The 20,813-nt window shown below is 73.3% G+C and carries 18 protein-coding genes; 11 read left to right on the top strand and 7 right to left on the bottom strand.

What is annotated here, in order from left to right; translation table 11 throughout:
* Window positions 1-13: 13 nt before the first annotated feature.
* Complete coding sequence (locus ABT232_RS33860) at window positions 14-1,168, top strand: YihY/virulence factor BrkB family protein (RefSeq protein WP_351847407.1); 1,155 nt, start codon at window positions 14-16, stop codon at window positions 1,166-1,168.
* Window positions 1,169-1,273: 105 nt separating this feature from the next.
* On the opposite strand, the gene ABT232_RS33855 is transcribed toward ABT232_RS33860, so the two are convergent.
* Window positions 1,274-2,125 carry an NmrA family NAD(P)-binding protein gene (locus ABT232_RS33855; protein ID WP_351847404.1) on the bottom strand — a complete coding sequence of 284 codons (852 nt, stop codon included), beginning with the start codon at window positions 2,123-2,125 and terminating at the stop codon, window positions 1,274-1,276.
* A gap of 81 nt (window positions 2,126-2,206) precedes the next feature.
* On the opposite strand from ABT232_RS33855, the gene ABT232_RS33850 reads away from it, so the two are divergent.
* Both ABT232_RS33850 and ABT232_RS33845 read left to right on the top strand, forming a co-directional pair.
* Entirely contained in the window at window positions 2,207-3,148 is a 942-nt protein-coding gene (locus tag ABT232_RS33850; RefSeq protein ID WP_351847402.1) for an AraC family transcriptional regulator, read from the top strand.
* Window positions 3,149-3,158: 10 nt separating this feature from the next.
* Window positions 3,159-3,842 (top strand): helix-turn-helix domain-containing protein, encoded by a 684-nt coding sequence (locus ABT232_RS33845; protein ID WP_351847398.1) that lies wholly within the window; start codon window positions 3,159-3,161, stop codon window positions 3,840-3,842.
* On the opposite strand, the gene ABT232_RS33840 is transcribed toward ABT232_RS33845, so the two are convergent.
* The gene (locus ABT232_RS33840) at window positions 3,828-4,229 is read right to left on the bottom strand and encodes a VOC family protein (RefSeq protein WP_351847395.1); all 402 of its coding nucleotides are present in this window, start codon (window positions 4,227-4,229) and stop codon (window positions 3,828-3,830) included. The genes ABT232_RS33845 and ABT232_RS33840 overlap by 15 nt on opposite strands.
* Before the next feature lie 366 nt (window positions 4,230-4,595).
* The gene (locus ABT232_RS33835) at window positions 4,596-5,228 is read right to left on the bottom strand and encodes a VOC family protein (protein ID WP_351847393.1); all 633 of its coding nucleotides are present in this window, start codon (window positions 5,226-5,228) and stop codon (window positions 4,596-4,598) included.
* A gap of 62 nt (window positions 5,229-5,290) precedes the next feature.
* Between ABT232_RS33835 and ABT232_RS33830 the strand changes: the two genes are divergently transcribed.
* Together ABT232_RS33830 and ABT232_RS33825 are read left to right on the top strand one after the other, a co-directional pair.
* Window positions 5,291-5,905 (top strand): hypothetical protein, encoded by a 615-nt coding sequence (locus tag ABT232_RS33830; protein ID WP_351847390.1) that lies wholly within the window; start codon window positions 5,291-5,293, stop codon window positions 5,903-5,905.
* 111 nt (window positions 5,906-6,016) lie between these two features.
* Entirely contained in the window at window positions 6,017-6,664 is a 648-nt protein-coding gene (locus ABT232_RS33825; protein WP_351847388.1) for a ThuA domain-containing protein, read from the top strand.
* 17 nt (window positions 6,665-6,681) lie between these two features.
* Here the strand turns inward: ABT232_RS33825 and ABT232_RS33820 are convergent, their stop codons facing one another.
* Both ABT232_RS33820 and ABT232_RS33815 read right to left on the bottom strand, forming a co-directional pair.
* Window positions 6,682-7,725, bottom strand: a complete 1,044-nt coding sequence (locus ABT232_RS33820) for a LacI family DNA-binding transcriptional regulator (RefSeq protein ID WP_351847386.1) — start codon at window positions 7,723-7,725, stop codon at window positions 6,682-6,684.
* Window positions 7,726-7,935: 210 nt separating this feature from the next.
* Window positions 7,936-8,949 carry a hydroxyacid dehydrogenase gene (locus ABT232_RS33815; RefSeq protein WP_351847383.1) on the bottom strand — a complete coding sequence of 338 codons (1,014 nt, stop codon included), beginning with the start codon at window positions 8,947-8,949 and terminating at the stop codon, window positions 7,936-7,938.
* A 453-nt stretch (window positions 8,950-9,402) separates the two neighbouring features.
* Between ABT232_RS33815 and ABT232_RS33810 the strand changes: the two genes are divergently transcribed.
* Window positions 9,403-11,058 (top strand): carboxylesterase/lipase family protein, encoded by a 1,656-nt coding sequence (locus ABT232_RS33810; protein WP_351847380.1) that lies wholly within the window; start codon window positions 9,403-9,405, stop codon window positions 11,056-11,058.
* A gap of 108 nt (window positions 11,059-11,166) precedes the next feature.
* Here the strand turns inward: ABT232_RS33810 and mmuM are convergent, their stop codons facing one another.
* Window positions 11,167-12,168, bottom strand: a complete 1,002-nt coding sequence (mmuM, locus tag ABT232_RS33805; RefSeq protein ID WP_351847377.1) for a homocysteine S-methyltransferase — start codon at window positions 12,166-12,168, stop codon at window positions 11,167-11,169.
* 293 nt (window positions 12,169-12,461) lie between these two features.
* Between mmuM and ABT232_RS33800 the strand changes: the two genes are divergently transcribed.
* Both ABT232_RS33800 and ABT232_RS33795 read left to right on the top strand, forming a co-directional pair.
* Window positions 12,462-13,634 carry a glycoside hydrolase family 43 protein gene (locus ABT232_RS33800; RefSeq protein ID WP_351847376.1) on the top strand — a complete coding sequence of 391 codons (1,173 nt, stop codon included), beginning with the start codon at window positions 12,462-12,464 and terminating at the stop codon, window positions 13,632-13,634.
* A gap of 1 nt (window position 13,635) precedes the next feature.
* A complete protein-coding gene (locus tag ABT232_RS33795; RefSeq protein ID WP_351847373.1) occupies window positions 13,636-15,048 on the top strand; it encodes an RICIN domain-containing protein in 1,413 nt (470 codons plus the stop codon).
* A 34-nt stretch (window positions 15,049-15,082) separates the two neighbouring features.
* On the opposite strand, the gene ABT232_RS33790 is transcribed toward ABT232_RS33795, so the two are convergent.
* Window positions 15,083-16,777, bottom strand: a complete 1,695-nt coding sequence (locus tag ABT232_RS33790) for a rhamnogalacturonan lyase B N-terminal domain-containing protein (RefSeq protein ID WP_351847372.1) — start codon at window positions 16,775-16,777, stop codon at window positions 15,083-15,085.
* 190 nt (window positions 16,778-16,967) lie between these two features.
* On the opposite strand from ABT232_RS33790, the gene ABT232_RS33785 reads away from it, so the two are divergent.
* The 3 genes from ABT232_RS33785 (at window position 16,968) to ABT232_RS33775 (ending at window position 20,787) form a co-directional block, all read left to right on the top strand.
* Window positions 16,968-18,020: a rhamnogalacturonan acetylesterase gene (locus ABT232_RS33785; RefSeq protein WP_351847370.1), complete on the top strand. Its 1,053-nt coding sequence runs from the start codon at window positions 16,968-16,970 to the stop codon at window positions 18,018-18,020.
* Between the two features lie 67 nt (window positions 18,021-18,087).
* Window positions 18,088-19,788, top strand: coding sequence for a DUF2264 domain-containing protein (locus ABT232_RS33780; RefSeq protein WP_351847368.1), 1,701 nt, complete (start codon window positions 18,088-18,090; stop codon window positions 19,786-19,788).
* Between the two features lie 135 nt (window positions 19,789-19,923).
* The gene (locus ABT232_RS33775; RefSeq protein ID WP_351847366.1) at window positions 19,924-20,787 is read left to right on the top strand and encodes an isocitrate lyase/PEP mutase family protein; all 864 of its coding nucleotides are present in this window, start codon (window positions 19,924-19,926) and stop codon (window positions 20,785-20,787) included.
* Window positions 20,788-20,813 lie beyond the last annotated feature (26 nt).

The following is a 20,813-nucleotide window of genomic DNA, read 5'->3' as shown; positions in this document are numbered from 1 at the left end:
ATACCTTTGGGTCGTGCAGCCAGCAAGTGAAACCCCCGAGAGGCCCTCCGGCCGCCTCCACCGGGCGCGTGCCCTCTACCGGAACGTCTCCAAGCGCAGGACCGCCTGGCTGCTGATCAAGGACACCGTCAACAGCTGCATCGAGTACCGCATCCTCGGCCTCGCCGCCGAGGCCGCGTTCTTCACCCTGCTGTCCGTGCCACCGCTGCTGCTCAGCCTCATCGGCCTGCTCGGCTACGTCGACGACTGGACCGGCACCGACACCATCACCAGCCTGGAGACCAACCTCCTGGAGGCCTCCCGGACGGTCCTGTCCGACAAGGGCGTGACCCAGATCGCCCAGCCCATCCTGGACGACGTGATGAACGGCGGGCGCCCCGACGTCATCTCCATAGGTTTCCTCTTCGCCCTGTGGTCGGGCTCCCGCGCGGTGAACGTCTTCATCGACACCATCACCGTGATGTACGGCCTCGACGGGGTGCGCGGCATCGTCAAGACCCGCCTGATGGCGTTCCTGCTGTTCCTCGTCGCGCTGCTGATCGGCTCGGTGGCGCTGCCGCTGATGGTGGCCGGGCCCGACGCCGTGGTGCGCATCCTGCCCTGGTCGACGACGGTCGTGCAGGTCCTGTACTGGCCCGTGGTGATCGTCCTGTCCATCGCCTTCCTGACGACGCTCTACCACGTCTCCGTCCCCGTCCGCTCCCCGTGGATCGAGGACGTGCCCGGCGCCCTGGTCGCCCTCGGCATGTGGGTGCTCGGCAGCTTCCTGCTCCGCATCTACCTGACGAGCACCATCGAGGGCGCGACGATCTACGGCTCCCTGGCCGCCGCCGTCGCCGTCCTGCTGTGGATCGGGGTGTCCGCCTTCGCCGTGCTCGTCGGCGCCGCCATGAACGCCGCCATCGACCGGGTCTGGCCGGCCGCCGCCACCGCCGCCGCCCGCGAGGCCAACGAGCGGATGCGCGAGGCCCAGGTCGCCGAGTACGTCGCCCGCGCCGCCGCGGCCCGCGAGGTCGACCCCGACGACCCGGACGACCCCGACATGCCCTCCGAGTTCCCCGAACGCTGGTCCCGCTTCCTCCCGCCGGAGGACGTCACGGCCCGCCTGCGCACCCATGCGAAGAGCACGCACAAGGGAGGGACGGGGGAGCAGTCGGGGGAGGGGTAGGCCTGCTCTCTCGGCGACTGGCCTGGGCCGGACTGGGCTGGGCTGGGCTCGGGGCGGCGGACGCACCGGCCAGGCCTGCTGTCGCGGGGGCAAAGGCCCCGCCGCTCACTGCCGCCAGGCCCCCGCCGCCGCGGCCTCCGCCGCGAAGTCCGCGAAATCGCGCGGCTCACGGCCCAGCACCCGGCGCGCACCGTCCGAGAGATGCGCGTTGCGCCCGTCGAGCAGCGTCTCGAACACGTCCACCAGGAACGCCACCTCCTCGGGAGGCAGCCCGAACCCGGCCAGCCGCTCGCCGTACGCCCGCGCCGGCACCGCCCGGTACGACAGCTCCCGCCCCGCCGCCTTCCCGGCCTCCGCCACCGCCTCCGCGAAGGTCAGCAGCCGCGGCCCGGACACCTCGATCACCTGACCCGCGTACCGGTCACCGGCGGTCAGCGCGGCCACCACCACGTCCGCGACATCGCGCAGATCGACGAACGGCTCGACCACCCCACCCCCCGGAAACACCAGCTCCCCGCTCTGCCGCAACCCCTCCACCAGCGGCCCCTCGCTGAAGTTCTGCGCGAACCAGGCGGCCCGTACGACCGTCCAGTCGGCGCCGGACTCCCGCAGCGCCGCCTCGGTGGGCAGCGCCTGGTCCTCGCCGCGCGCCGACAGCAGCACGAGCCTCCGTACGCCCAGCGCGACCGCCTCCCGGGCGAGCCGGCCCACCGCCGCGGTGGCCGACGGGGCGCCCACGTCCGCGGGGTGCACGAGGTAGGCGGCGTCCGCGCCGCGCAGGGTGCCGGCCCAGGTGCCGGGGGAGTCCCAGTCGAAGCCGTGGGCGCGCGAGGCGGGCCGTACGGTCAGTCCGGCGGCCCGCGCCGCCTCGGCCACCCGGCGTCCGGTACGGCCCGAGGCGCCGGTCACCACGAGGGTCATGCCGGTCGCCGTGCGCTGTGCTGTCTTCTCCGTCATGTCCCCAAGTCAACTGCCCTCCGCCGCACGGTCCCATCGCCGAACGGCTCATCCCCATAAGCGCGCGTCTACGCTGACCGCATGGACGCACTCGGAGCACTGCTCGCGGGTCCCCGCGCACGCGGCGCCTTCCTGATCCGGGCCTGCTTCGACCCGCCCTGGGGAGTCCGGGTGGCGGACCGGGCGCCGCTCACGGTGATGGTCATGGCCCGCGGCCACGCCTGGGTCACGCCGGAGACCGGACAGCCGGTGCGGCTGGGCGCCGGTGACCTGGCCATCGCCCGCGGCCCGGCACCGTACACCTGCGGGGACGACCCCGAGACGGCCCCGCAGGCGCTCGTGCTGCCCGGCGGTGCCTGCTCCTACCCGGACGGCCGCCCCCTCAACGGTTCCATGGACCTGGGCGTCCGCACCTGGGGCGACCGGCCCGACGGGGCGGCGGTCATGCTGATCGGCACCTACCTGTGGCCGGGCGAGGTCAGCGGCCGGCTGCTGGACGCGCTGCCGCCGCTGCTCACCCTGACCGCCGACGTCTGGGACAGCCCGCTCACCGGGCTGCTGGCCGAGGAGATCGTGCGTGACGCACCCGCCCAGGAGGTCGTCCTGGACCGGCTCCTCGACCTGCTGGTCATCGCCGCGCTGCGGGCCTGGTTCGCCCGCCCGGACGCGGAGGCGCCCGGCTGGTACCGGGCGATGGCCGACCCGGTCGTCGGCCGGGCGCTGCGCCTGGTGCAGGACGACCCGGCGCACCCCTGGACGGTGGCGGCACTCGCCGCCGAGACCGGCGTCTCGCGCGCGGCCCTCGCCCGCCGCTTCACCGACCTGGTCGGCGAACCACCGATGACCTACCTCACCGGCTGGCGCCTCGCCCTCGCCGCCGACCGGCTCCGCGACACCGACGACACCCTGGAGGCCATCGCCCGCCAGGTCGGCTACGGCAGCGCCTTCGCCCTGTCCAGCGCCTTCAAACGGGTCTACGGAGTCAGCCCGCAGGGCCACCGGGACCGGTCCCCGGCGGCGTAGCCTGGCATCCGTGTACACGGAACGGACGTCGTCGCTCACGGCGGCGACGGTGTGGACCAACACCCCGACCGGTTCCGGCCTCGGACGGGTCCTCCCGGACGGCTGCATGGACCTGCTGTGGAACGCGGGCCGCCTGCTGGTCGCCGGACCCGACACCCGCGCCCACATCCCCGGCGGCCCGCCCCAGCCCTGGGCGGGCGTCCGCTTCCCGCCCGGAGTGGCGCCCGCCCTGCTCGGCGTACCGGCGCACGAGCTGCGCGACCGGCGGGTGGAGCTGACCGAGCTGCGCCCGGCGGCGGAGGTGCGGCGGCTGCGCGCCCGGGTGGAGGCGGCGGCGGACCCGGCGACCGGCCTGGAGGCGGTGGCGGCGGAGCTCGCCGCGGACGCCGACCCGCCGGACCCGCTGCTGCGCCGTCTGGTCGCGGCCCTGGACGCGGGGCAGCCGGTCGCCGCGACCGCCGATCGACTCGGTCTCGGAGCACGCCGGTTGCACCGCCGCTCACTGACCGCCTTCGGCTACGGCCCCAAGACGCTCGCCCGCGTCCTGCGGCTGCAACGCGCCCTCGCGCTGGCCCGCGCCGGAGTGCCGTACGCGGAGACCGCGGCGCGGGCCGGCTACGCCGACCAGGCCCACCTCGCGCGGGACGTCAAGGACCTGGCGGGGGTGCCGCTGGGGCGGCTACTGGGCGGGTAGCGGCGCGAACAGGTCGACGCCGTTGCCGTCCGGGTCGTGCACGACGGCGTACCGCTGTCCCCAGAACGCGTCCCACGGCTTCAGCTCGCCGTGATGACCGGCGGCGACCAGCTCCTCGTAGACCGTGTCGACCTCCCGCGGCCCGGCGCAGCGCAGTGCGAGCGAGGCCCGGCCGCCTCCCTCGGCGGGCGGCTGCCACTCGGGGTGGAAGGAGCGGACGGTCTCCTCGCCGTCCAGCATCAGCCGCAGCCCGCCGGGGAGTTCGGCCTCCGCGTGCGGCAGCGCCTCGGCGCCCTCGGCGAAGGCGAACCCGAGGCGGCGGTAGAAGGCGACGGAGGCGGCCATGTCGGAGACGACCAGACCGATGGCATCGAATCGTGGACTCATGCGGCCACGGTAGGCACGGCTCGGCCGCCGGGTCTTGAAGAAATCGGACGGGCGTCGGGCCCGGAGGGGAAGCCGGAGGGAACGGGCGGGAGGCGGGAAGCACGACCGAGCCCCGCCCCTCCGGCAGGAGGAGCGGGGCTCGGGATCGGAGCGCCGGGCAGGCCTTGCACCTGCATTTCCCCGCAGGAAGCGGGGCGTCTTTCCTTGGACCACCAACGCGTGACCGTCGACCGGTTGTTCCGGCGACCAGGCAAGATCAATCGTACCCCATGGGTCGCCCGGCGCCCAAGTGTGGGGTGTGCCTGCAAAGGGGGGTGTGCCCGCAGAGGGGGTGCCTGTGGACGGTCGGTCGGATGGCCGGGCGATTCAGTCGAAGGTGACCGGTCCCCGTGGGGCGTCCACGGTGAAGGACAGGCCCACCGGACCCTCGGTCAGGACCAGTTCCGTGTCCAGGGCGGACAGCGAAGGCCGTAGCGACTCGGGGTCCGGGGCCGTGGCCGTCAGCCGGAGCAGGGGAGTGACGGGCAGGTCCGTGGCGGTGGGGTGACGGGACGCGCCCCAGTCGATGAGGAACGGGACCAGGCCCGACGGATGGGCGGCGGCACCGTTCGTCAGGCGCCACTCCAGCAGGGTGCCGTCCGGGGTACGGCGGCTCATCGCGTGGGCGGGCCCCGGGTCGTGACCGCGAGCCCGGGCCGAGGCGATCGCCGCGTCCAGGTCCGTCGTGCTGATCGCCCAGGTCACCGTGCGGGGGCCGGACAGCGCGTCCACGCCGAAGGGGCGCGGGCCCGACGGATCGGGCTGCTCCGGGTCCGGACCGATGATCTCCAGATAGGCCCTCCCGCCCAGGCCGACCAGGAAGTTGCGGGTACCGAGGCCGACATGGGCCCCTCCGACGGCCGGGGCGACCCCGGTCCGCCGGGCGAACTCCGCGACCGCCGCCGCGAGATCGGGTGTCGCGAGGACGAGGTGGTCCAGGTGTGCCGGGATCGCGTTCATCGCCGCCGAGGCTACGCCAACCCCTTCCCCGCTGTGGAACACCTGTGCGGGAGGATGGCCGTATGACCCGTCTGCCGCGTGCACTGCCCTACGCCGCTCTGTTGCTTCCCGCCGTGCTCCTCACCGGCTGTGGCGAGGAGGGCAAGGCCGCCGATCCGGCCGAGATCGCCTCCCGGGCCCAGGCGTTGGGCATCGCACCCGAACACGTCTACACGATCGCGGCCGACGGCTTCACCGTCGCCCAGCAGTCCGTCGGCGTCCACGGCGGCGACGGCTTCTCCGCCGTCTACGTCTCGCAGTCCGCCGGCGCTCAGATCCAACTCCGTGTCGACCGGACCGAGATGACCGCCTCGACCTGTCCCGAGCAGCCGGTCGGCGACACCTCGGGCGGCACCACGGAGTGCGAGCGGGACGGCGACGCCTGGTACCGCAGCAGCGGCGACCAGCGCGAGTACGCCGTCCCCAAGGACGGCCATGTCGTCCGCGTCAGCGGCGGGCCCGGTGTCGGCCGTGACGTCCTGCGCGAGGCCGCCCTCGACGCGCACCAGCCCACCACCGAGGAGCTCGACACCCTGCTGCCGGAGGCCGGCGGCGACGGCTCCGAGCCCGTCGAGCGCGGCGACCTGCCGCCGGAGGGCGACGGGGCGCCCGACAACGAGGTGGGAGTCGGGGGATGAGCGGCGGATGACCGGCAGAGGGCCGGCGGACGACCCCGCAGGCCGGGGCGAAAATTTCGCCCCGGCCGCATCCCTGGGGCGCACCCCGCTCTCCCCTCTAGGGTCGTCCGCATGGCCCGACTGCTCGTCTACACCCGCACCACCGACTACCGCCACGACTCCATCCCCGCCGCCGTCGCCGCCGTGCGCGCGCTCGGGGAGTTCACGGTGGAGCACACCGAGGACCCGGCGGCACTCGAAGAGCCGCTGGACGCCTACGCCGCCGTGGTCTTCCTCTCCACCAGCGGCGAGGTGCTGACCCCGGCCGGGCGGACACGGCTCGCCGCCTACATGGCCGCGGGCGGCGGTTTCGCCGGCGTCCACGCCGCCGCCTGCACCGAGTACGAGTGGCCGTACTACGGGGAGCTGCTGGGCGCCTGGTTCGACCGGCACCCCGCCTACCAACCGGGCAGAGCGCTCGTCGAGGACCGTACGCATCCCGCCACCCGCCATCTGCCCGCCGTCTGGGACTTCACCGACGAGTGGTACGACTTCCGCACCAACCCGCGCGGCACCGCCCGCGTTCTGCTGTGCGCCGACGAGTCCACGTACGAAGGTGGCACGATGGGCGCCGACCACCCCTTGGCGTGGTGCCGTGAGCAGGGCGAAGGCCGGGTCTTCTACACCGCCCTCGGCCACGCCGAGGAGGCGTACGCCGACCCGGACTTCCGGCAACACCTGCGCGGCGGCATCGGCTGGGCGGCGGGGCTCGTTCGATGAGATGACCGCTGGGGAGGTCATGCGCGGGGCGGCGCCGTGCTCGCCCGCACCACGAGGCGGGTGGAGAGTTCCGTACGGGTGCTCTCCGGGCGCTCGCCGTCCATCATGCGCACCAGCAGCCGCAGCGCCGTCGCCGCCATCTCCGCCAGCGGCTGGCGGACCGTGGTCAGCGCGGGGGCCGCCCAGCGGGCCTCGGGGAGATCGTCGAAGCCGACGACGCTGATGTCGTCCGGGACGGCCAGCCCTCGCTCGGCCAGCGCGTCGTACACGCCGAGCGCCATCCGGTCCGAGCAGACGAAGACGGCCGTCGGCGGCTGGGGCAGGTCGAGCAGTTCCAGCATGCACAGGCGCGCCACGGCCTCGTCGAACCCGGCGTGGCGGACGTACTCCGGCCGATGCGGCAACCCGGCCGAGGCCAGCGCCGAGCGGTAGCCGGCCAGCCGCGCCCCGCTGCACAGCGTGCGCCGACGGCCGGTGAGCACGGCGATCCGCTCATGGCCGAGGGAGAGCAGATGCTCGGTCGCCGTCACCCCGCCCTGCCAGTTCGCGGCGCCCACCGACACCACACCCGGCGGTGGTTCGAGCACCGGGTCGATCATCACGAACGGGATCCGGTGCTGCTCCAGCCACGTGTACTGACTGTCGGTCAGCTCGGCCAGGTTGAACAGCACCCCGGCCGAGCCGCGCACGGCGAGCTTGTCCAGCCAGCCGCGCTCGGGACGGCCCGCCCGACTGCGGGCGAGCGCGGCGGAGACCACGACGTCCAGCCCCGCGTCGTACGCCGCCTCCTCCACCCCGTGCAGCACCGCGCCCGACCAGGAACTGTCCAGCGAGTGCACGACGAGGTCGACCATGCGGGGCGTCTTCGTCACGTCGAAGCGCGGGCGGCGTACGTAACCGAGGCGGTCCAGGGCCTCCGTGACCCGTCGCCGGGTCTCGGGCGCCACGTCCTCGCGGCCGTTGACCACCTTGGACGCGGTCGGCACGGACACGCCCGCCTCGCGGGCCACCACCGCCAGCGTGGGACCGGCCGTCGTGCTCACACGTGCCGTTCGGCTCATCGGAACCACCCCTCCGGCCCGCCGGAGGGCCATCGAAAGTTGCGACCAGCGCACTGCTCCGCGTCGCTGCGACGACCGGATAGAAAGCGCTTCCTACCCTAGGCGTGCGAGAAGGCGGCGTGAAGACACGGGGATCACCGGAGGACGGCTGCTCGAACTCCGGAAACGCCGGAGGTGTGCGGAGCCTGGGCCCCCGCCGGGGCCTCGGCCTCAGGCGATCCGGGTGAGGTCGGCGTGCCGCACCTCGTGGGCCGCAGGGCGGCCGTCCGCCAGACGCTCCAGTTCCTCCACGACGATCAGCCCGAGCCGTCCCAGCTCATTGCCGAGGGACCCGGCGATGTGCGGAGTGAGGATGACGTTGGGCAGCGTGTGGAGAGGGTGGCCGGAGGGCAGCGGCTCGGGCTCCGTGACGTCGAGCACCGCGCTCAGCCGGCCCGCGACCAACTCATCGGTCAGCGCGCCCTGTTCGACCAGGACACCCCGCGCGGTGTTGATGAGCACGCCGCCGTCCCGGATCAGGGCGAGGCCGGCCCGGTCCAGCATGTGACGGGTCTCGGGAATGTCGGGCGCGTGCAGCGTGACGATGTCACTGCCGCGCAGCAGCTCCTCCAGCGACACCGGGCGAGCGCCGAGCGCGGCCGCCTCGGTGACGTCCACATAGGGGTCGTGGAGCAGGACCTCGAAGTCGAACGGACGCAGCAGCTCCAGCAGCCTGCGGCCCACCCGCGACGCGCCGACGACACCGACCCGGCGGCCCAGGTTGCCGGTCGCGGCGGTCTCGGCGGGCGTCGGGAAGGAGTGCGTGGCGCGGTAGCGGTCGCGGTGCGCGAAGGCGTCCTTGCCGGCCAGCAGGATCATCGCGAGCGTGTACTCGGCTACCGGCACCGCGTTGCCTGCGACCGCGCTGGACACGGTCACCCCGCGCTCCCACAGCGCGTCCCCGACCAGCGACCGCACCGAACCGGCCGCGTGCAGCACGGCCCGCAGGCCGGGAGCGGCGGCCAGGACGCCCTCGTCGAGTCGCGGGCAGCCCCAGCCGGTGATCAGCGTGTCCGCGCGCGCCAGGGCCTCGGCGGCGGCCGGGTCGGCGAAGTCCCGCACGACGAGCGTGACGTCGATGTCGGCGGTCCGCCGCAGCCGCGCCATGAGGGGCTCGGGAAAGAGCAACGGCAGGTGCACCGGATCCATGGCGAACACGGCCCTGGGCGGCTGGGCGCTGGGCATGGACCCTCCTGGCGGGGCGGCGGGATGAGGAAACGTTTCCGGAAAGCGCGTTCTACGGTAGGTGGGAAGTTGACGGAGGGTCAATTGGGGTGGTGGGGGTGGAGGTGGGGATCGGCGGGAGGTGGGGGTAGGGGGGTGTGCGGGTGCGCGGCTGTGCGGGTCTGCCGCCGGTCGGGGATCGTAGGCGGTGGGCTGTGTGCTGCGTTCCGTGTGCTGCGTTCTGTGTGCGGTGGGCGGTGTGCCGTACGCGGTATGCAGTTCGCGGTGTGCAGTGTGCAGTGTGCGGTGTGCGGTGTGCGGTGTGCGGTGTGCGGTGTGGTGAGGTATGTCTGCTGTTGGCGGCATACGGTATACCGCCCACTGCCGCCCGCCACCGGAATGCATCGGAATACATCCGCCCGGTGCGATGCTCTGACAAGAACGTGCACGAGCGCTGCGAGGAGCTGGTGGCGGATGGCGGCAGCAGATCGAACAGATCCCGTGGTCCACACGCCGTACGGGGCCGTACGCGGCAGATACGAGCAGGACATCGCGGTGTTCCGCGGGATCCCGTACGCCGCGCCTCCCTTCGGCCCGAACCGCTTCCGGCCGCCCGTGCCGCCCGACCCCTGGGACGGGGTCCGGGACGCCGGTGCGTTCGGGCCGACCGCGCCGCAGCCGCCGTACTCCGAGGCCTTCGCGCAGTATCTGTCCGACCCGATCGTGCCGGGCGACGACTGTCTCAACCTCAACGTGTGGACGCCTGAGCCGGGCCCCGGGGCCCGGCTCCCGGTTCTCGTGTGGCTGCACGGCGGGGCGCTGACCAGGGGATCCTCCGGGGTGCCGGTGTACGACGGGAGTACGTTCGCCCGCGACGGCGTGGTGCTGGTGTCGATCAACTACCGACTGGGTGTCGAGGGCTACGGACTGTTTCCCGACGCCCCCGCCAACCCCGGTCTGCGTGACCAGCTGGCCGCTCTGCGCTGGGTGCACGAGGCGATCGCGGCGTTCGGCGGTGACCCCGACCGGGTCACTCTGGCGGGTCAGTCCGCCGGCGGGATCAGCAGCGGTGCCCTGATCGCGGCCCCGCAGGCCCAGGGGCTGTTCCGGCGCGCCGTGCTGCAGAGCGGTCCTCCGGAGGCCTCCAACCGGGACAAGGTGCGGCGGATGGTGCGCCGGATGGCGGCCCGGCTGAAGGTTCCCGCCACCGCCGAGGCCTTCGCCGCCGTGGACCGGGAGCTGCTGCTGCGCGCCCAGGCGGAGGTCGGCCGGCTCAGCAGCCCGGTGCTCGGCGGGCCCGCCTTCGGGATCGTCGTCGACGGCGACCTGGTGCCCCGCGACCCGCTGGAGGCGCTGGTCGAGGGCGACGCCGCGGCCGGCGCCGACCTGCTGATGGGCTGGACGCGGGACGAGTACCGGCTCTGGCTGGTTCCCGGCGGGCTGCTGGAGCGCGTCGACCGGCTCGGCCCGGTCGCCCTCGCCGGGGCCATGGCCCGCTGTCGCGCCGGTCATGAGGTGCCCCGCGGCTACCGAGCCCTGCGCCCCGAGGCCGGTACCGCCGAGATCGTCGGCCAGATGGTCACCGACCACCTGCTGCGGCTGCCCCTGCACCGCCTGGCCGACGCCCGTCCCGGATCGTCGTACGTCTACGAGTTCGCCTGGCCCTCGCGGCGGCCCGGCCTCGGTGCCTGCCACGCCCTGGAGCTGGGTTTCGTCTTCGACAGCGGTGACCGGCCGGAGTCGGCCAAGCTGGCCGGTGAGGGCGCCCCGCAGGAACTGGCCGACGCGATGCACTCGGCCTGGGTGCGGTTCGCGGTCGACGGCGACCCCGGCTGGGAACCCTGGGATCCCGCCCACCCCGTACGGATCTTCGGCGACGGTGAACCGTATACCGCATACGGTCCGCGCGATGCCGAACTCGCTCTTTGGGCGGCCACCCCGGCCCCCATCGCCGGTGGCACTGCTACGCCTCCGGAAGCCACCCCCAGCCCCACCCCCGCCCCCGCATCCACCCCCACGGACACGTCCGCATCCGCACCGGCCCCGGGCGGCGGATCACCCGCGCGGAGTGCGCAGCCGCGGTCGGTGGTACGCCTGTTCCGTCGCCCTGGCGGCGTCCGTCGGCCCTGATCGCGAAAACCCGACCCCGCAGTCTCCGCACCACCACATGCGTGCCCAGCAGCACATGCTCGTCGGAGGCGGCGGGTCAGGGGCAGGGCCGGAGAGCGTCGGCGCGGCTCACGCCGTGCGCAGGGTGTCCGCCAGGGAGACGATGGCTTGCGGGCCGACCCGGCAGCAGCCGCCGATCAGCCGGGCCCCGGCCGCTCGCCAGCCCTCGACCTGCTCGGCGGTGAAGGTGGTGCGGCCGTTCCAGGCGCGTGCCTCGGCGTCCCAGGTCTCCCCGCTGTTCGGGTAGACCACCACGGGCTTGCCGGTCACCCGGGCCGCCGTCGCCACCGCCGCGTCGACGTCCGCCGGCGCGCAGCAGTTGACGCCGACGGCGATCACCTCGTCCACCTCGGCGGCGAGCGCGAAAGCGTCCTCCAGCGGCTGGTCGGCACGCGTCCGTCCACCGTCGACGGTGTACGAGATCCAGGCCGGCACCCCGAGTCCCCGCACCGCCCGCAGCAGCGCCGCCGCCTCGTCGGTGTCCGGCACCGTCTCCAGCGCCAGCACGTCGGGTGCGGCGGCGGCCAGTACCTCCAGGCGCGGGCGGTGGAAACGTTCCAGCTCGTCCACCGAGAGCCCGTAGCGGCCCCGGTACTCCGACCCGTCCGCCAGCATCGCCCCGTACGGGCCGACCGACGCGGCCACCCACAGCGGCCGGGCGATGTCGCCGGACGGCGCCCGCCGGGCCGCCGACCGGGTCGCCTCGCGGGCCGCCTCCCGGGCCAGTTCGACGCTCAGAGTGAGGAGTTCGGCCGCCCGTGCCCGGTCGATGCCGCGGTGTGCGAAGCCCTCGAAGGTGGCCTGGTAGCTGGCGGTGATGGCCACCTGTGCGCCCGCCTCGAAGTAGGCGAGGTGCGCCTCGGTGATCGCCTCGGGGCGCTCGGCGAGCAGCCGCGCCGACCACAACTCGTCACTGAGGTCGTGCCCTGCGGACTCCAGCTGGTTGGACATCCCGCCGTCGAGCACGACCGTCCCGGCGGCGAGGGCGTCGGCCAGCGGTGGGGCGGAGGCGGAGACGGGCGTGGAGTCGGGCGCGGGGGAGAGCGGGGCCGCGTGGATGTCGCCGTTCATGTCACGACGCTACTCCACGGTCCCCGTCACCCCACGGCCCCGTCACCCAAGACCCCCACCCGTCCAGACCCCCACCCGTCCAGACCCTCACCCGTCCAGACCCCCACTCCTCCCCAACAGGGCCTCGGGCCTCGCCGCCCCCCTCCAGCAGAGCCCCCGCCGCCCCTCCCCTCCCGCCCCCTCCGAACCATCCCGACCCGTTGACCTCCCCCAGGCCTCCCTCTACGTTGTGCGCGTTCGGAATAGCAGATGGTGTCCGAAATTTCGAAACGAGGAATCGAGAGGCAGTCTGCATGAGCCGCGCCGCCGATCGTCCACCCACCCCCCGACGCCGACTCGTCCTGAAGGGCGCCGCCCTGGCCGCCGGCACCCTGGCCGCCGCGCCCGGCAAGGCATCCGCATCCGCATCCGCAGCCGCCGAGGCACCCCCCAAGACCTCGCCCGAGACATCCGCCGACGTGTCCGCCAAGACATCCGCCGACGCCTCGGCAACCGCCACCCCCTCCCCGAAAGCAGCCCCGTACGTGAACCCCCTGGTCCTCAACCGCGCCGACCCGCACATCAACCGGCACACCGACGGCTCCTACTACTTCACCGCCACCGCCCCCGAGTACGACCGGATCGTCCTGCGCCGCTCCAGGACGCTGAACGGCCTGTCCACCGCCGCGGAGTCCGTCGTCTGGCGGGCGCACGCCTCCGGTGACATGGGCGCGCACATCTGGGCGCCGGAGCTGCACCACGTCGACGGCAAGTGGTACATCTACTTCGCCGCCGCGCCCAAGGAGGACGTCTGGCGGATCCGCATCTGGGTCCTGGAGAACGCGCACCCGAACCCGTTCCGCGGCACCTGGGTGGAGAAGGGGCAGATCAAGACCGCCTGGGAGACCTTCTCCCTGGACGCCACCACCTTCACCCACCGCGGCACCCGCTACCTCGCCTGGGCCCAGCACGAACCCGGCATGGACAACAACACCGCCCTGTGGCTGTCGAGGATGGCGAACCCGTGGACCCTGACCGGCCCGCAGATGCGTCTCACCACTCCGGAGTACGACTGGGAGTGCGTCGGCTACAAGGTCAACGAGGGCGCGTACGTCCTCCAGCGCGACGGCCGGGTCTTCATGACCTACTCCGCCAGTGCCACCGACCACCACTACTGCCTCGGTCTGCTGACCGCCGACGCCGACAGCGACCTGATGGATCCCGCCAGCTGGTCGAAGTCACCGACACCGGTCTTCACCAGCAGCGACGCCACCCGGCAGTACGGTCCGGGCCACAACTGCTTCACCGTCGCCGAGGACGGCCGTACCGACGTCCTCGTCTACCACGCCCGCCAGTACAAGGAGATCACCGGGGATCCGCTGAACGATCCCAACCGCCACACCCGCGTCCAGAGTTTCGGCTGGAAGCCGGACGGCACCCCCGACTTCGGCATCCCGGTCGCCGACAGCGTCCCCGTGGAGGCATGAGATGAGACGTGCGTACGCGCTCCTGCTCGCCTTCTGCCTGGCCCTGCTCGGCGCGCTCGCCGTAGCCGGTCCCGCTCAGGCCGCACCGCAGACGATCGCCAACGGCACGCAGTTCAAGGACACTTCGGGCAGCCCCGTGCACGCGCACGGCGGCGGGATCATCAAGGCCGGCTCCTATTACTACTGGTTCGGCGAGCACCGCAACGCCGACAACACCTTCCGCTACGTCGACGCCTACCGCTCCACCGACCTGAAGAACTGGGAGTTCAGGAACCACGTCCTGACGCAGGCCAGCCACCCGGAGCTGGCCGTCGCCAACATCGAGCGGCCGAAGGTGATGTACAACGCGTCCACCGGCAAGTTCGTGATGTGGATGCACAAGGAGAACGGCTCCGACTACGGCGAGGCCCGGGCGGCCGTGGCGGTCTCCGACACCGTCGACGGCGACTACACCTGGCAGGGCAGCTTCCGGCCGCTCGGCCAGCACATGTCCCGCGACATCACGGTCTTCGTGGACACGGACGGCACCGGCTACATGGTCTCCGCCGCCCGCGAGAACTACGACCTGCACCTCTACCGGCTGACCGCCGACTACACCGGCGTCGCGAACCTGGTCGCCAATCCGTGGCCGGGCGGCCACCGTGAGGCGCCCGCCCTCTTCAAGCGGAACGGCGTCTACTTCATGCTGACGTCCGGCGCGACCGGCTGGAGCCCCAACCAGCAGCAGTACGCCACGGCGACGAACCTCGCCGGCCCCTGGTCGTCGATGGCCAACGTGGGGGACACGACCGCCTACGGATCGCAGACCGCATACGTTCTCCCGGTGCAGGGATCCTCGGCCACCTCCTACCTCTACCTCGGCGACCGCTGGGGCAACTCCTTCGGCGGCACGGTCGGCGACTCCCGCTATGTCTGGCTGCCGCTGACCTTCCCCACCGCCACCTCGATGTCCATGTCCTGGACCCCGGAGGTCACCGTCGACACGGCCACCGGCACGGTCACCGGCACGAGCGCCACGTACAACACCCTCGTCGCCCGGCACTCCGGCAGGTGCGTGGACGTCACCAGCCAGTCGCAGTGGGCGGGCGCGCAGCTCAAGCAGTACGACTGCAACGGCGGCGGCAACCAGCGGTACTGGTTCAGGTCCGTCGGCGGCGGCCACCACCAGCTGGTGGCCCGGCACAGCTCGCTGTGCGTGCAGGAGAACGCGAACACGGTCACGCAGGAGACCTGCGACGGCTCGGCCACCGCCCAGCAGTGGACGCTGACCACCACCGGTTCCTACGTCACCGTGCGGTCCCGCGCGACCGGCGAGTGCCTGGACGTGAACGGCGCGTCCACCGCCAACTCCGCGGCGATCATCACGTACACCTGCAACGGAGGCACGAACCAGCAGTGGACGCGCGGCACGTGACGAACCCTCAGTTCCGGCGGGCCGCCCGGGCCGGTCAGGCGAGCAGGTCGATCGCGTCGATCGCCGTGCCCGCGCTCAGATAGGAGGTGGTCCCCGAACCGCTCACCACGTTGATCCTCAGGGTGTTGTACCGGCTCGTGTCCGTGAGCCAGGCGCTCGCCGGGACGCTGTAGGTGAACGTGTGGTTGTTCCCCCGGTAGGAGCCGTTGGTCAGCGACCGCGTGCTCGGCTGGGTGGGCGGTGCGGGGATCGCCGACGTCCAGGTGTCGTTGACGACCACCTGCGGCCGGCCGTTGGCGTAGGCGGTGGTCACGCCGATGCGCAGGATGTGCGCGGCGGCGGCCTGGGCGGCGGTGAGCTTGAAGTGGACGACGATCCCGCTGTTGACGTCCTTCCAGAGGTAGCAGGGGAAGGCGGAGGTCTCGGTGCCGCTGCCGATGACGACATCGCCGGTCCAGGCGGCGGCCCGGACGTCGGACGGATGCGCGTACGTCATCAGCTCCGCGTTCTTGAAGCCCCGCGGTGAGCCGGTCCACTCGCCGATCCGCCAGATCGCGCTCGCGTTGCCCGGGTCGTTCGAGGCCGGGACGGCGAGGGTGTTGAGGGTGGTCGTCGATCCGGCGGACACCGTCACCTGCGTACTGTATACAGCCAACTCTTCCTTGTAGACGGTCAGCGTGTACGTCCCCGGCAGCACCCCCGCGATCGAGAAGTAGCCGTCCGAGGCGCGCGCCGGCGCCCAGTACTGCGCGGCCGCGGCGGCCAGCCCCACGGTGTAGGAGTAGGCCGTGTTCCGGCCGCTGATCCCGACCCCGGCCACCCGTCCCCGCCCGCTCGCGCCCACGTAGCCCGGGATGCCGAGCGAGTCCGCCCACGGGGTGGTGAGCGTGCCCGCGAACAGCGCGGAGGAGGGCGCGCCGCCGTCGGTGAAGGCGATGACGTAGGGGCCCTGGAGGCCGAAGCGCTGGGCCTCGGTCTGGTTCTGGCCGTAGTACAGGATCTCGTAGAGGCCGCCGCCGTCGGCGCTCTGGTGGCGCAGCAGCGAGCGGTAGAACGGGCCGCCGGACGCCTTCTCGTGGTTGCTGCGGACGATCCACAGCCCGACGCCGCCGGAGCTCCAGCCGACGTAGTCGTAGTCCGAGACGCGCAGCCGGGAGAAGTGCTTGGAGCGGGTCTGTCCGTCGGGCCTGGCGAACACGTCCGAGGCCTCGATGGTGGTCGGCGCGTAGGTGTAGGAGTCGGGTTCGTCGTTGGGGAACAGGCCCGCCTTCACCCGCAGGATGAAGCGGGTCGCCGAGACCGAGTCGTCGGCCTTCTCGGTCCACAGGTAGACGTTGTTCTCGCCGCTGCGGGCGGCGTAGTGGTGGCGCAGGGTGCCGTGGGCGACGGAGACGAGGATGGTCGAGCCGGACCGCAGAATCGTCACGGTGGAGGCGCCGAGGCCGGACTCGATGTGCGAGTTCTTGCCGCCGTAGCCCTGGTACTCCGTGCCGCGGTAGACCAGCGAGGTGAGGTCGCCGTTGGACTTGCTGACCTTGAAGACGAGCTGGGCGCCGGTGTCGACGACGTAGTGGGCGCCGTCGTCGCTCCAGCCGAAGGCCGCCGCGGACGCGGACCCGGCCAGGGGGCCGCCGAGCGCCGCCGCGCCGGCGACGGCCGCGCCGCCGAGCATGAGGGCGCGGCGTCCGACCGGTCGGTGCGCGGATCCGGACGTGGGGGTGCCGGGCATGGGGGTGCCTCCTTCGGGAGGGACGGGGGTGCGGGTGTCTGGCAGGGTGACAGTTGAATCGATTTCGCGAAAGGGCTTTCGCGACGCCAAGGTTGAGGGCGGAGCAAAAACTGCTCGAGGGCTAGAAAGCGCTTGCCAGGCGCGGTACGGTCCACGGCCAGACCACGTCGTCGTGATCGAGGAGCCGGGAATGAGACGTTTCAGTGTCGCCGCGCTGGTGGCGGCCGGACTGGGCACCGCGCTGACCGCCGTGCCCGCCCACGCGGCACCCGCCGCGCCCCCTGCCGCACCGCTGGGCATCGAGAACTGCACCGCCACCGCCTGCCACTTCGACGTCCCGCCCGGCACCTACGACGTCAAGGTCCTGCTGGGCGGCGACACCGCCTCCAGCACCCGGATCGGCGGCGAGACCCGGCGCGCGCTGCTGCCCGAGACCGCCGCACCGGCCGGCGAGCGTGTCGCCCGCGCCTTCACGGTGAACGTCCGCACCCCCGAGGGCGAGCCCACCGGACCGGACGGCACCGCGGGCCTCGCCCTGACCATCGACGGCGCGGCCCCCGCCCTCGCCGGCATCCGTGTCACCCCGGCCCGGCACGCCCGGCAGATCTTCCTGGTCGGCGACTCCACCGTCTGCGACCAGCCCGGCGACCCGTACGCCGGCTGGGGCCAGCGGCTGCCGCAGTACCTGCGCAAGGGCGTGTCCGTCGCCAACTACGCCGACTCCGGCGAGAGCACGGTCACCTTCCTCCAGAACCCACAGCTGTGGGCCACCGTCCAGCCGCAGATCCGGCGCGGCGACCTCGTCCTGATCCAGCTCGCCCACAACGACAAGACCACCGACGAGGCCACCTACCGGGCCAACCTCGAAACCCTGGTGGCGGGCGCCCGCGAGAAGGGCGGCCGGCCCGTCCTGGTCACCCCGATCGTGCGCCGCTGGTTCAACCCCGACGGCACCCTGAACAACAACACCGCCCTGCTGGTCAACGGCCTCGGCGTCGACCACCCGGCCGTCACGCGCGAGGTCGCCGCCGCCCAGGACGTGCCGCTCGTCGACCTCACCGCCCGGACCAAGGCGCTCGTGGAGTCGCTGGGCGTGGAGGGCTCCAAGGCGCTGTACCTCTACAACGAGAAGCGGGACAACACCCACACCTCGGTGCGGGGCGCCACTGCCTACGCCGAACTGGTCCGCGACGAACTCCTCGCCCAGGGTCTGGTGCCCGCGGGCCTGGTGCGGGTGGGATGAACCCCCTGGGGCGCCCCGACCGGAACCGGGCGCCCCTGGCCGGCCAGCCGGAAGGAAGCAGCCACCGATGCCCCTCGCCCTGCCCCCCGAAGACCGCACCCCGAGCCCCCGCACCGGTTACACCCGCGCCCACTGGGAGGCCGCCGCCGACGGCCTGCTCGCCGCCGTGGAGCCGTACGCCACCGAGGACTTCGCCCTCTACCACCTGCCCGGCGCCCGGCAGAGCTGGTCCGGCCGCCTCTCCGACGGCCTGGAGGGGTACGCCCGCACCCTGCTGCTGGCCGCCTTCCGCAAGGACGCGGCCGTGCTGGAACGGTACGCCGACGGACTCGCCGCCGGCCCCCGCGGCGTCTGGCCCCGGATCGAGCACCGCAGCCAGCCCCTGGTCGAGGCGGCGTCGGTGGCGCTCGCCCTGCGGCTGACCCGGCCGCTGCTGTGGGACCGGCTGGACGACACCGTCCGGCAGCGGACGGCGGACTGGCTCGGCGACGCGCTCACCGCCGAGGCCTGGCCCTGCAACTGGGAGCTGTTCCCGGTGACGGTGGGCGGCTTCCTCGAGGAGATCGGCCACGAGCCCGAGGCCTCGCGCAAGGCGATCGAGCGCGGACTGGAACGGATCGAGCGCTGGTACCTCGGCGACGGCTGGTACACGGACGGCGACGGCCGGAAGTTCGACTACTACAACGGCTGGGCCATGCACCTGTATCCGGTGCTGCACGCCTGGCTGGCCGACGACAGTGAGCTGCTGACCGTATACGGTGAACGGTTGTCCGCGTACCTTGCCGACTACGCCCGGATGTTCGGCGCCGACGGCGCCCCGCTGCACCAGGGCCGCTCCCTCACCTACCGCTTCGCCACCGCCGCCCCGCTCTGGCTCGGCGCGCTGACGGGCCACACGCCGCTGCCGCCCGGTGAGACCCGGCGGCTGGCGTCCGGGACGCTGAGGCACTTCCTCGACCACGGCGCGGTCGACGAGCGCGGCCTGCTGAGCCTCGGCTGGCACGGCCCCGACGAGGCCGTCCTGCAGAACTACTCCGGCCCGGCCTCCCCGTACTGGGCGAGCAAGGGCTTCCTCGGTCTGCTCCTCCCGCCCGGTCACGAGGTGTGGACGGCCGCCGAGGAACCGGCCCCGGCGGAGCGCGAGGACGCCGTCACCCCGCTCGGCCCGCCCAACTGGCTGCTCCAGTCGACCCGCGCGGACGGCGTGGTCCGCCTGCACAACCACGGCAGCGAGGACGTCCGCTACGACCCGTACTACACCCGCCTCGCCTACTCCACGGCGACGACGCCGGCACCGTCGTACGACAACAGCGTGATCGTCGGCGAGGACGCGAGCCGTACGGAGATCGTGCCGCTCGGGGTGGGCGACGGCTGGGCCGCGTCGCGGCACGCGGCGGCCGGCGGAGCACGGGTGACCAGCCTGGTGCTGGCGCACGGCGCGGCGGAGCTGCGGGCCCACCTGGTGACGGGTGCGGCGCCCGGCACGCCGGTGCGGATCACCGGATGGGCGGAGCGGGACGGCGTGCGCGCCGAACTGCTGCCGCTGCTCGGCCTGTCCGACTCGCTGACCGGGATCACCTCCGGCACCGCCACCCTCCTCGTCGCCCTGGCCCGCCTCACCGGCGAACCGGACCCCGCACCGCTCGCCGGATCGGTGACCGTGGCGCCGGCCGGCGGCGAAGGGGAACTGGAGGTTCGCTGGAGCGAGGGGCCCGTGCTGCGGGTGCGTCTGGACGCCGACGGGGTGGACGTCCGCCCGGTCGGCTGAGCGGCGGCGGGCAGCGGCGGCGGAGGCAGCGTGCCAGCGGTGGCGGTGGTGGTGGTCGGGTGGACGGGGCGGCGTGGACGGGGCGGCGTGGACTGTTCGGCGGGTGCCGAACCGATCCGGGCCTACGGTTCCGCCATGACCGCCCCGCGTACCACCACGACCGCCCCGAGTTCCGCCGCGACCGCGCCGAGTTCCGCCGCGACCGCCTTCGCCGGACTTCACCGTCCCGGCGACCCGCTGTTGCTGCCCAACGCCTGGGACCACGCCTCGGCCCGGCTGCTCGCCGCCCAGGGCTTTCCCGCGATCGGCACCACGAGCCTCGGAGTCGCGGCGGCCGCCGGACTGCCGGACGGTACGGCGGCCACCCGCGACGAGACCCTGCGCCTCGCCCTCGCGCTCGGGGCGGAGCCGTTCCTGCTGTCGGTCGACGCGGAGGGCGGGTTCGGCGAGGACCCGCGGACGGTGGGCGAGTTCGCGCGGGAGCTGGCGGTCGCCGGCGCGGTGGGCGTCAATCTGGAAGACGGCCTGGGGTCGCCCGCCCGGCACGCCGAGAAGATGGCGGCGGTGAAGGCGGCGGCGCCCGGCCTCTTCGTCAACGCCCGCACGGACACCTACTGGTGCGGCGACGGCACGGGGACGGCGCGACGCCTGGACGCCTATCTGGAGGCGGGCGCCGACGGAGTGTTCGTCCCCGGACTGACCGAGCCCGCCGCGATCGCCGCCCTGGTCCGCGACCTGGACGGCACGCCCCTCAACGTCCTGTACTCCCCGGCGGGCCCCACGGTCGCCGAACTCGCGGACCTGGGCGTGAGCCGTATCAGCCTCGGCTCGCTGCTCTACCGGCGGGCGCTGGGCGCCGCGGTGGACGCGCTCACCGGGATCCGCGCGGGCCGCACACCGGCGGGACCGGCGCCCACGTACGAGGAGGTGCGGTCACTGGCCGGCCGCGCGCCGTCGCAGGACGGCATGCGGTCTCCGGCCGACCGCACGCCGTCGTAGGACGAGGTGCGGTCATCGGCCGGTCG

The sequence above is a fragment of the Streptomyces sp. NPDC001532 genome (genome assembly GCF_040298625.1).
In the GTDB taxonomy this organism is placed as follows: Bacteria; Actinomycetota; Actinomycetes; order Streptomycetales; family Streptomycetaceae; genus Streptomyces.
This window is presented reverse-complemented; position numbering and strand designations above follow the sequence as displayed.

Excerpts from the sequence above, each read along its gene's own strand:
- ABT232_RS33855 (WP_351847404.1), bottom strand. The coding sequence starts at position 2,125 with ATGACGGAGAAGACAGCACAGCGCACGGCGACCGGCATGACCCTCGTG.
- ABT232_RS33850 (WP_351847402.1), top strand. The coding sequence starts at position 2,207 with ATGGACGCACTCGGAGCACTGCTCGCGGGTCCCCGCGCACGCGGCGCC.
- ABT232_RS33840 (WP_351847395.1), bottom strand. The coding sequence starts at position 4,229 with ATGAGTCCACGATTCGATGCCATCGGTCTGGTCGTCTCCGACATGGCC.
- ABT232_RS33835 (WP_351847393.1), bottom strand. The coding sequence starts at position 5,228 with ATGAACGCGATCCCGGCACACCTGGACCACCTCGTCCTCGCGACACCC.
- ABT232_RS33830 (WP_351847390.1), top strand. The coding sequence starts at position 5,291 with ATGACCCGTCTGCCGCGTGCACTGCCCTACGCCGCTCTGTTGCTTCCC.
- ABT232_RS33825 (WP_351847388.1), top strand. The coding sequence starts at position 6,017 with ATGGCCCGACTGCTCGTCTACACCCGCACCACCGACTACCGCCACGAC.
- ABT232_RS33820 (WP_351847386.1), bottom strand. The coding sequence starts at position 7,725 with ATGAGCCGAACGGCACGTGTGAGCACGACGGCCGGTCCCACGCTGGCG.
- ABT232_RS33815 (WP_351847383.1), bottom strand. The coding sequence starts at position 8,949 with ATGCCCAGCGCCCAGCCGCCCAGGGCCGTGTTCGCCATGGATCCGGTG.
- ABT232_RS33810 (WP_351847380.1), top strand. The coding sequence starts at position 9,403 with ATGGCGGCAGCAGATCGAACAGATCCCGTGGTCCACACGCCGTACGGG.
- mmuM (WP_351847377.1), bottom strand. The coding sequence starts at position 12,168 with ATGAACGGCGACATCCACGCGGCCCCGCTCTCCCCCGCGCCCGACTCC.
- ABT232_RS33800 (WP_351847376.1), top strand. The coding sequence starts at position 12,462 with ATGAGCCGCGCCGCCGATCGTCCACCCACCCCCCGACGCCGACTCGTC.
- ABT232_RS33795 (WP_351847373.1), top strand. The coding sequence starts at position 13,636 with ATGAGACGTGCGTACGCGCTCCTGCTCGCCTTCTGCCTGGCCCTGCTC.
- ABT232_RS33790 (WP_351847372.1), bottom strand. The coding sequence starts at position 16,777 with ATGCCCGGCACCCCCACGTCCGGATCCGCGCACCGACCGGTCGGACGC.
- ABT232_RS33785 (WP_351847370.1), top strand. The coding sequence starts at position 16,968 with ATGAGACGTTTCAGTGTCGCCGCGCTGGTGGCGGCCGGACTGGGCACC.
- ABT232_RS33780 (WP_351847368.1), top strand. The coding sequence starts at position 18,088 with ATGCCCCTCGCCCTGCCCCCCGAAGACCGCACCCCGAGCCCCCGCACC.
- ABT232_RS33775 (WP_351847366.1), top strand. The coding sequence starts at position 19,924 with ATGACCGCCCCGCGTACCACCACGACCGCCCCGAGTTCCGCCGCGACC.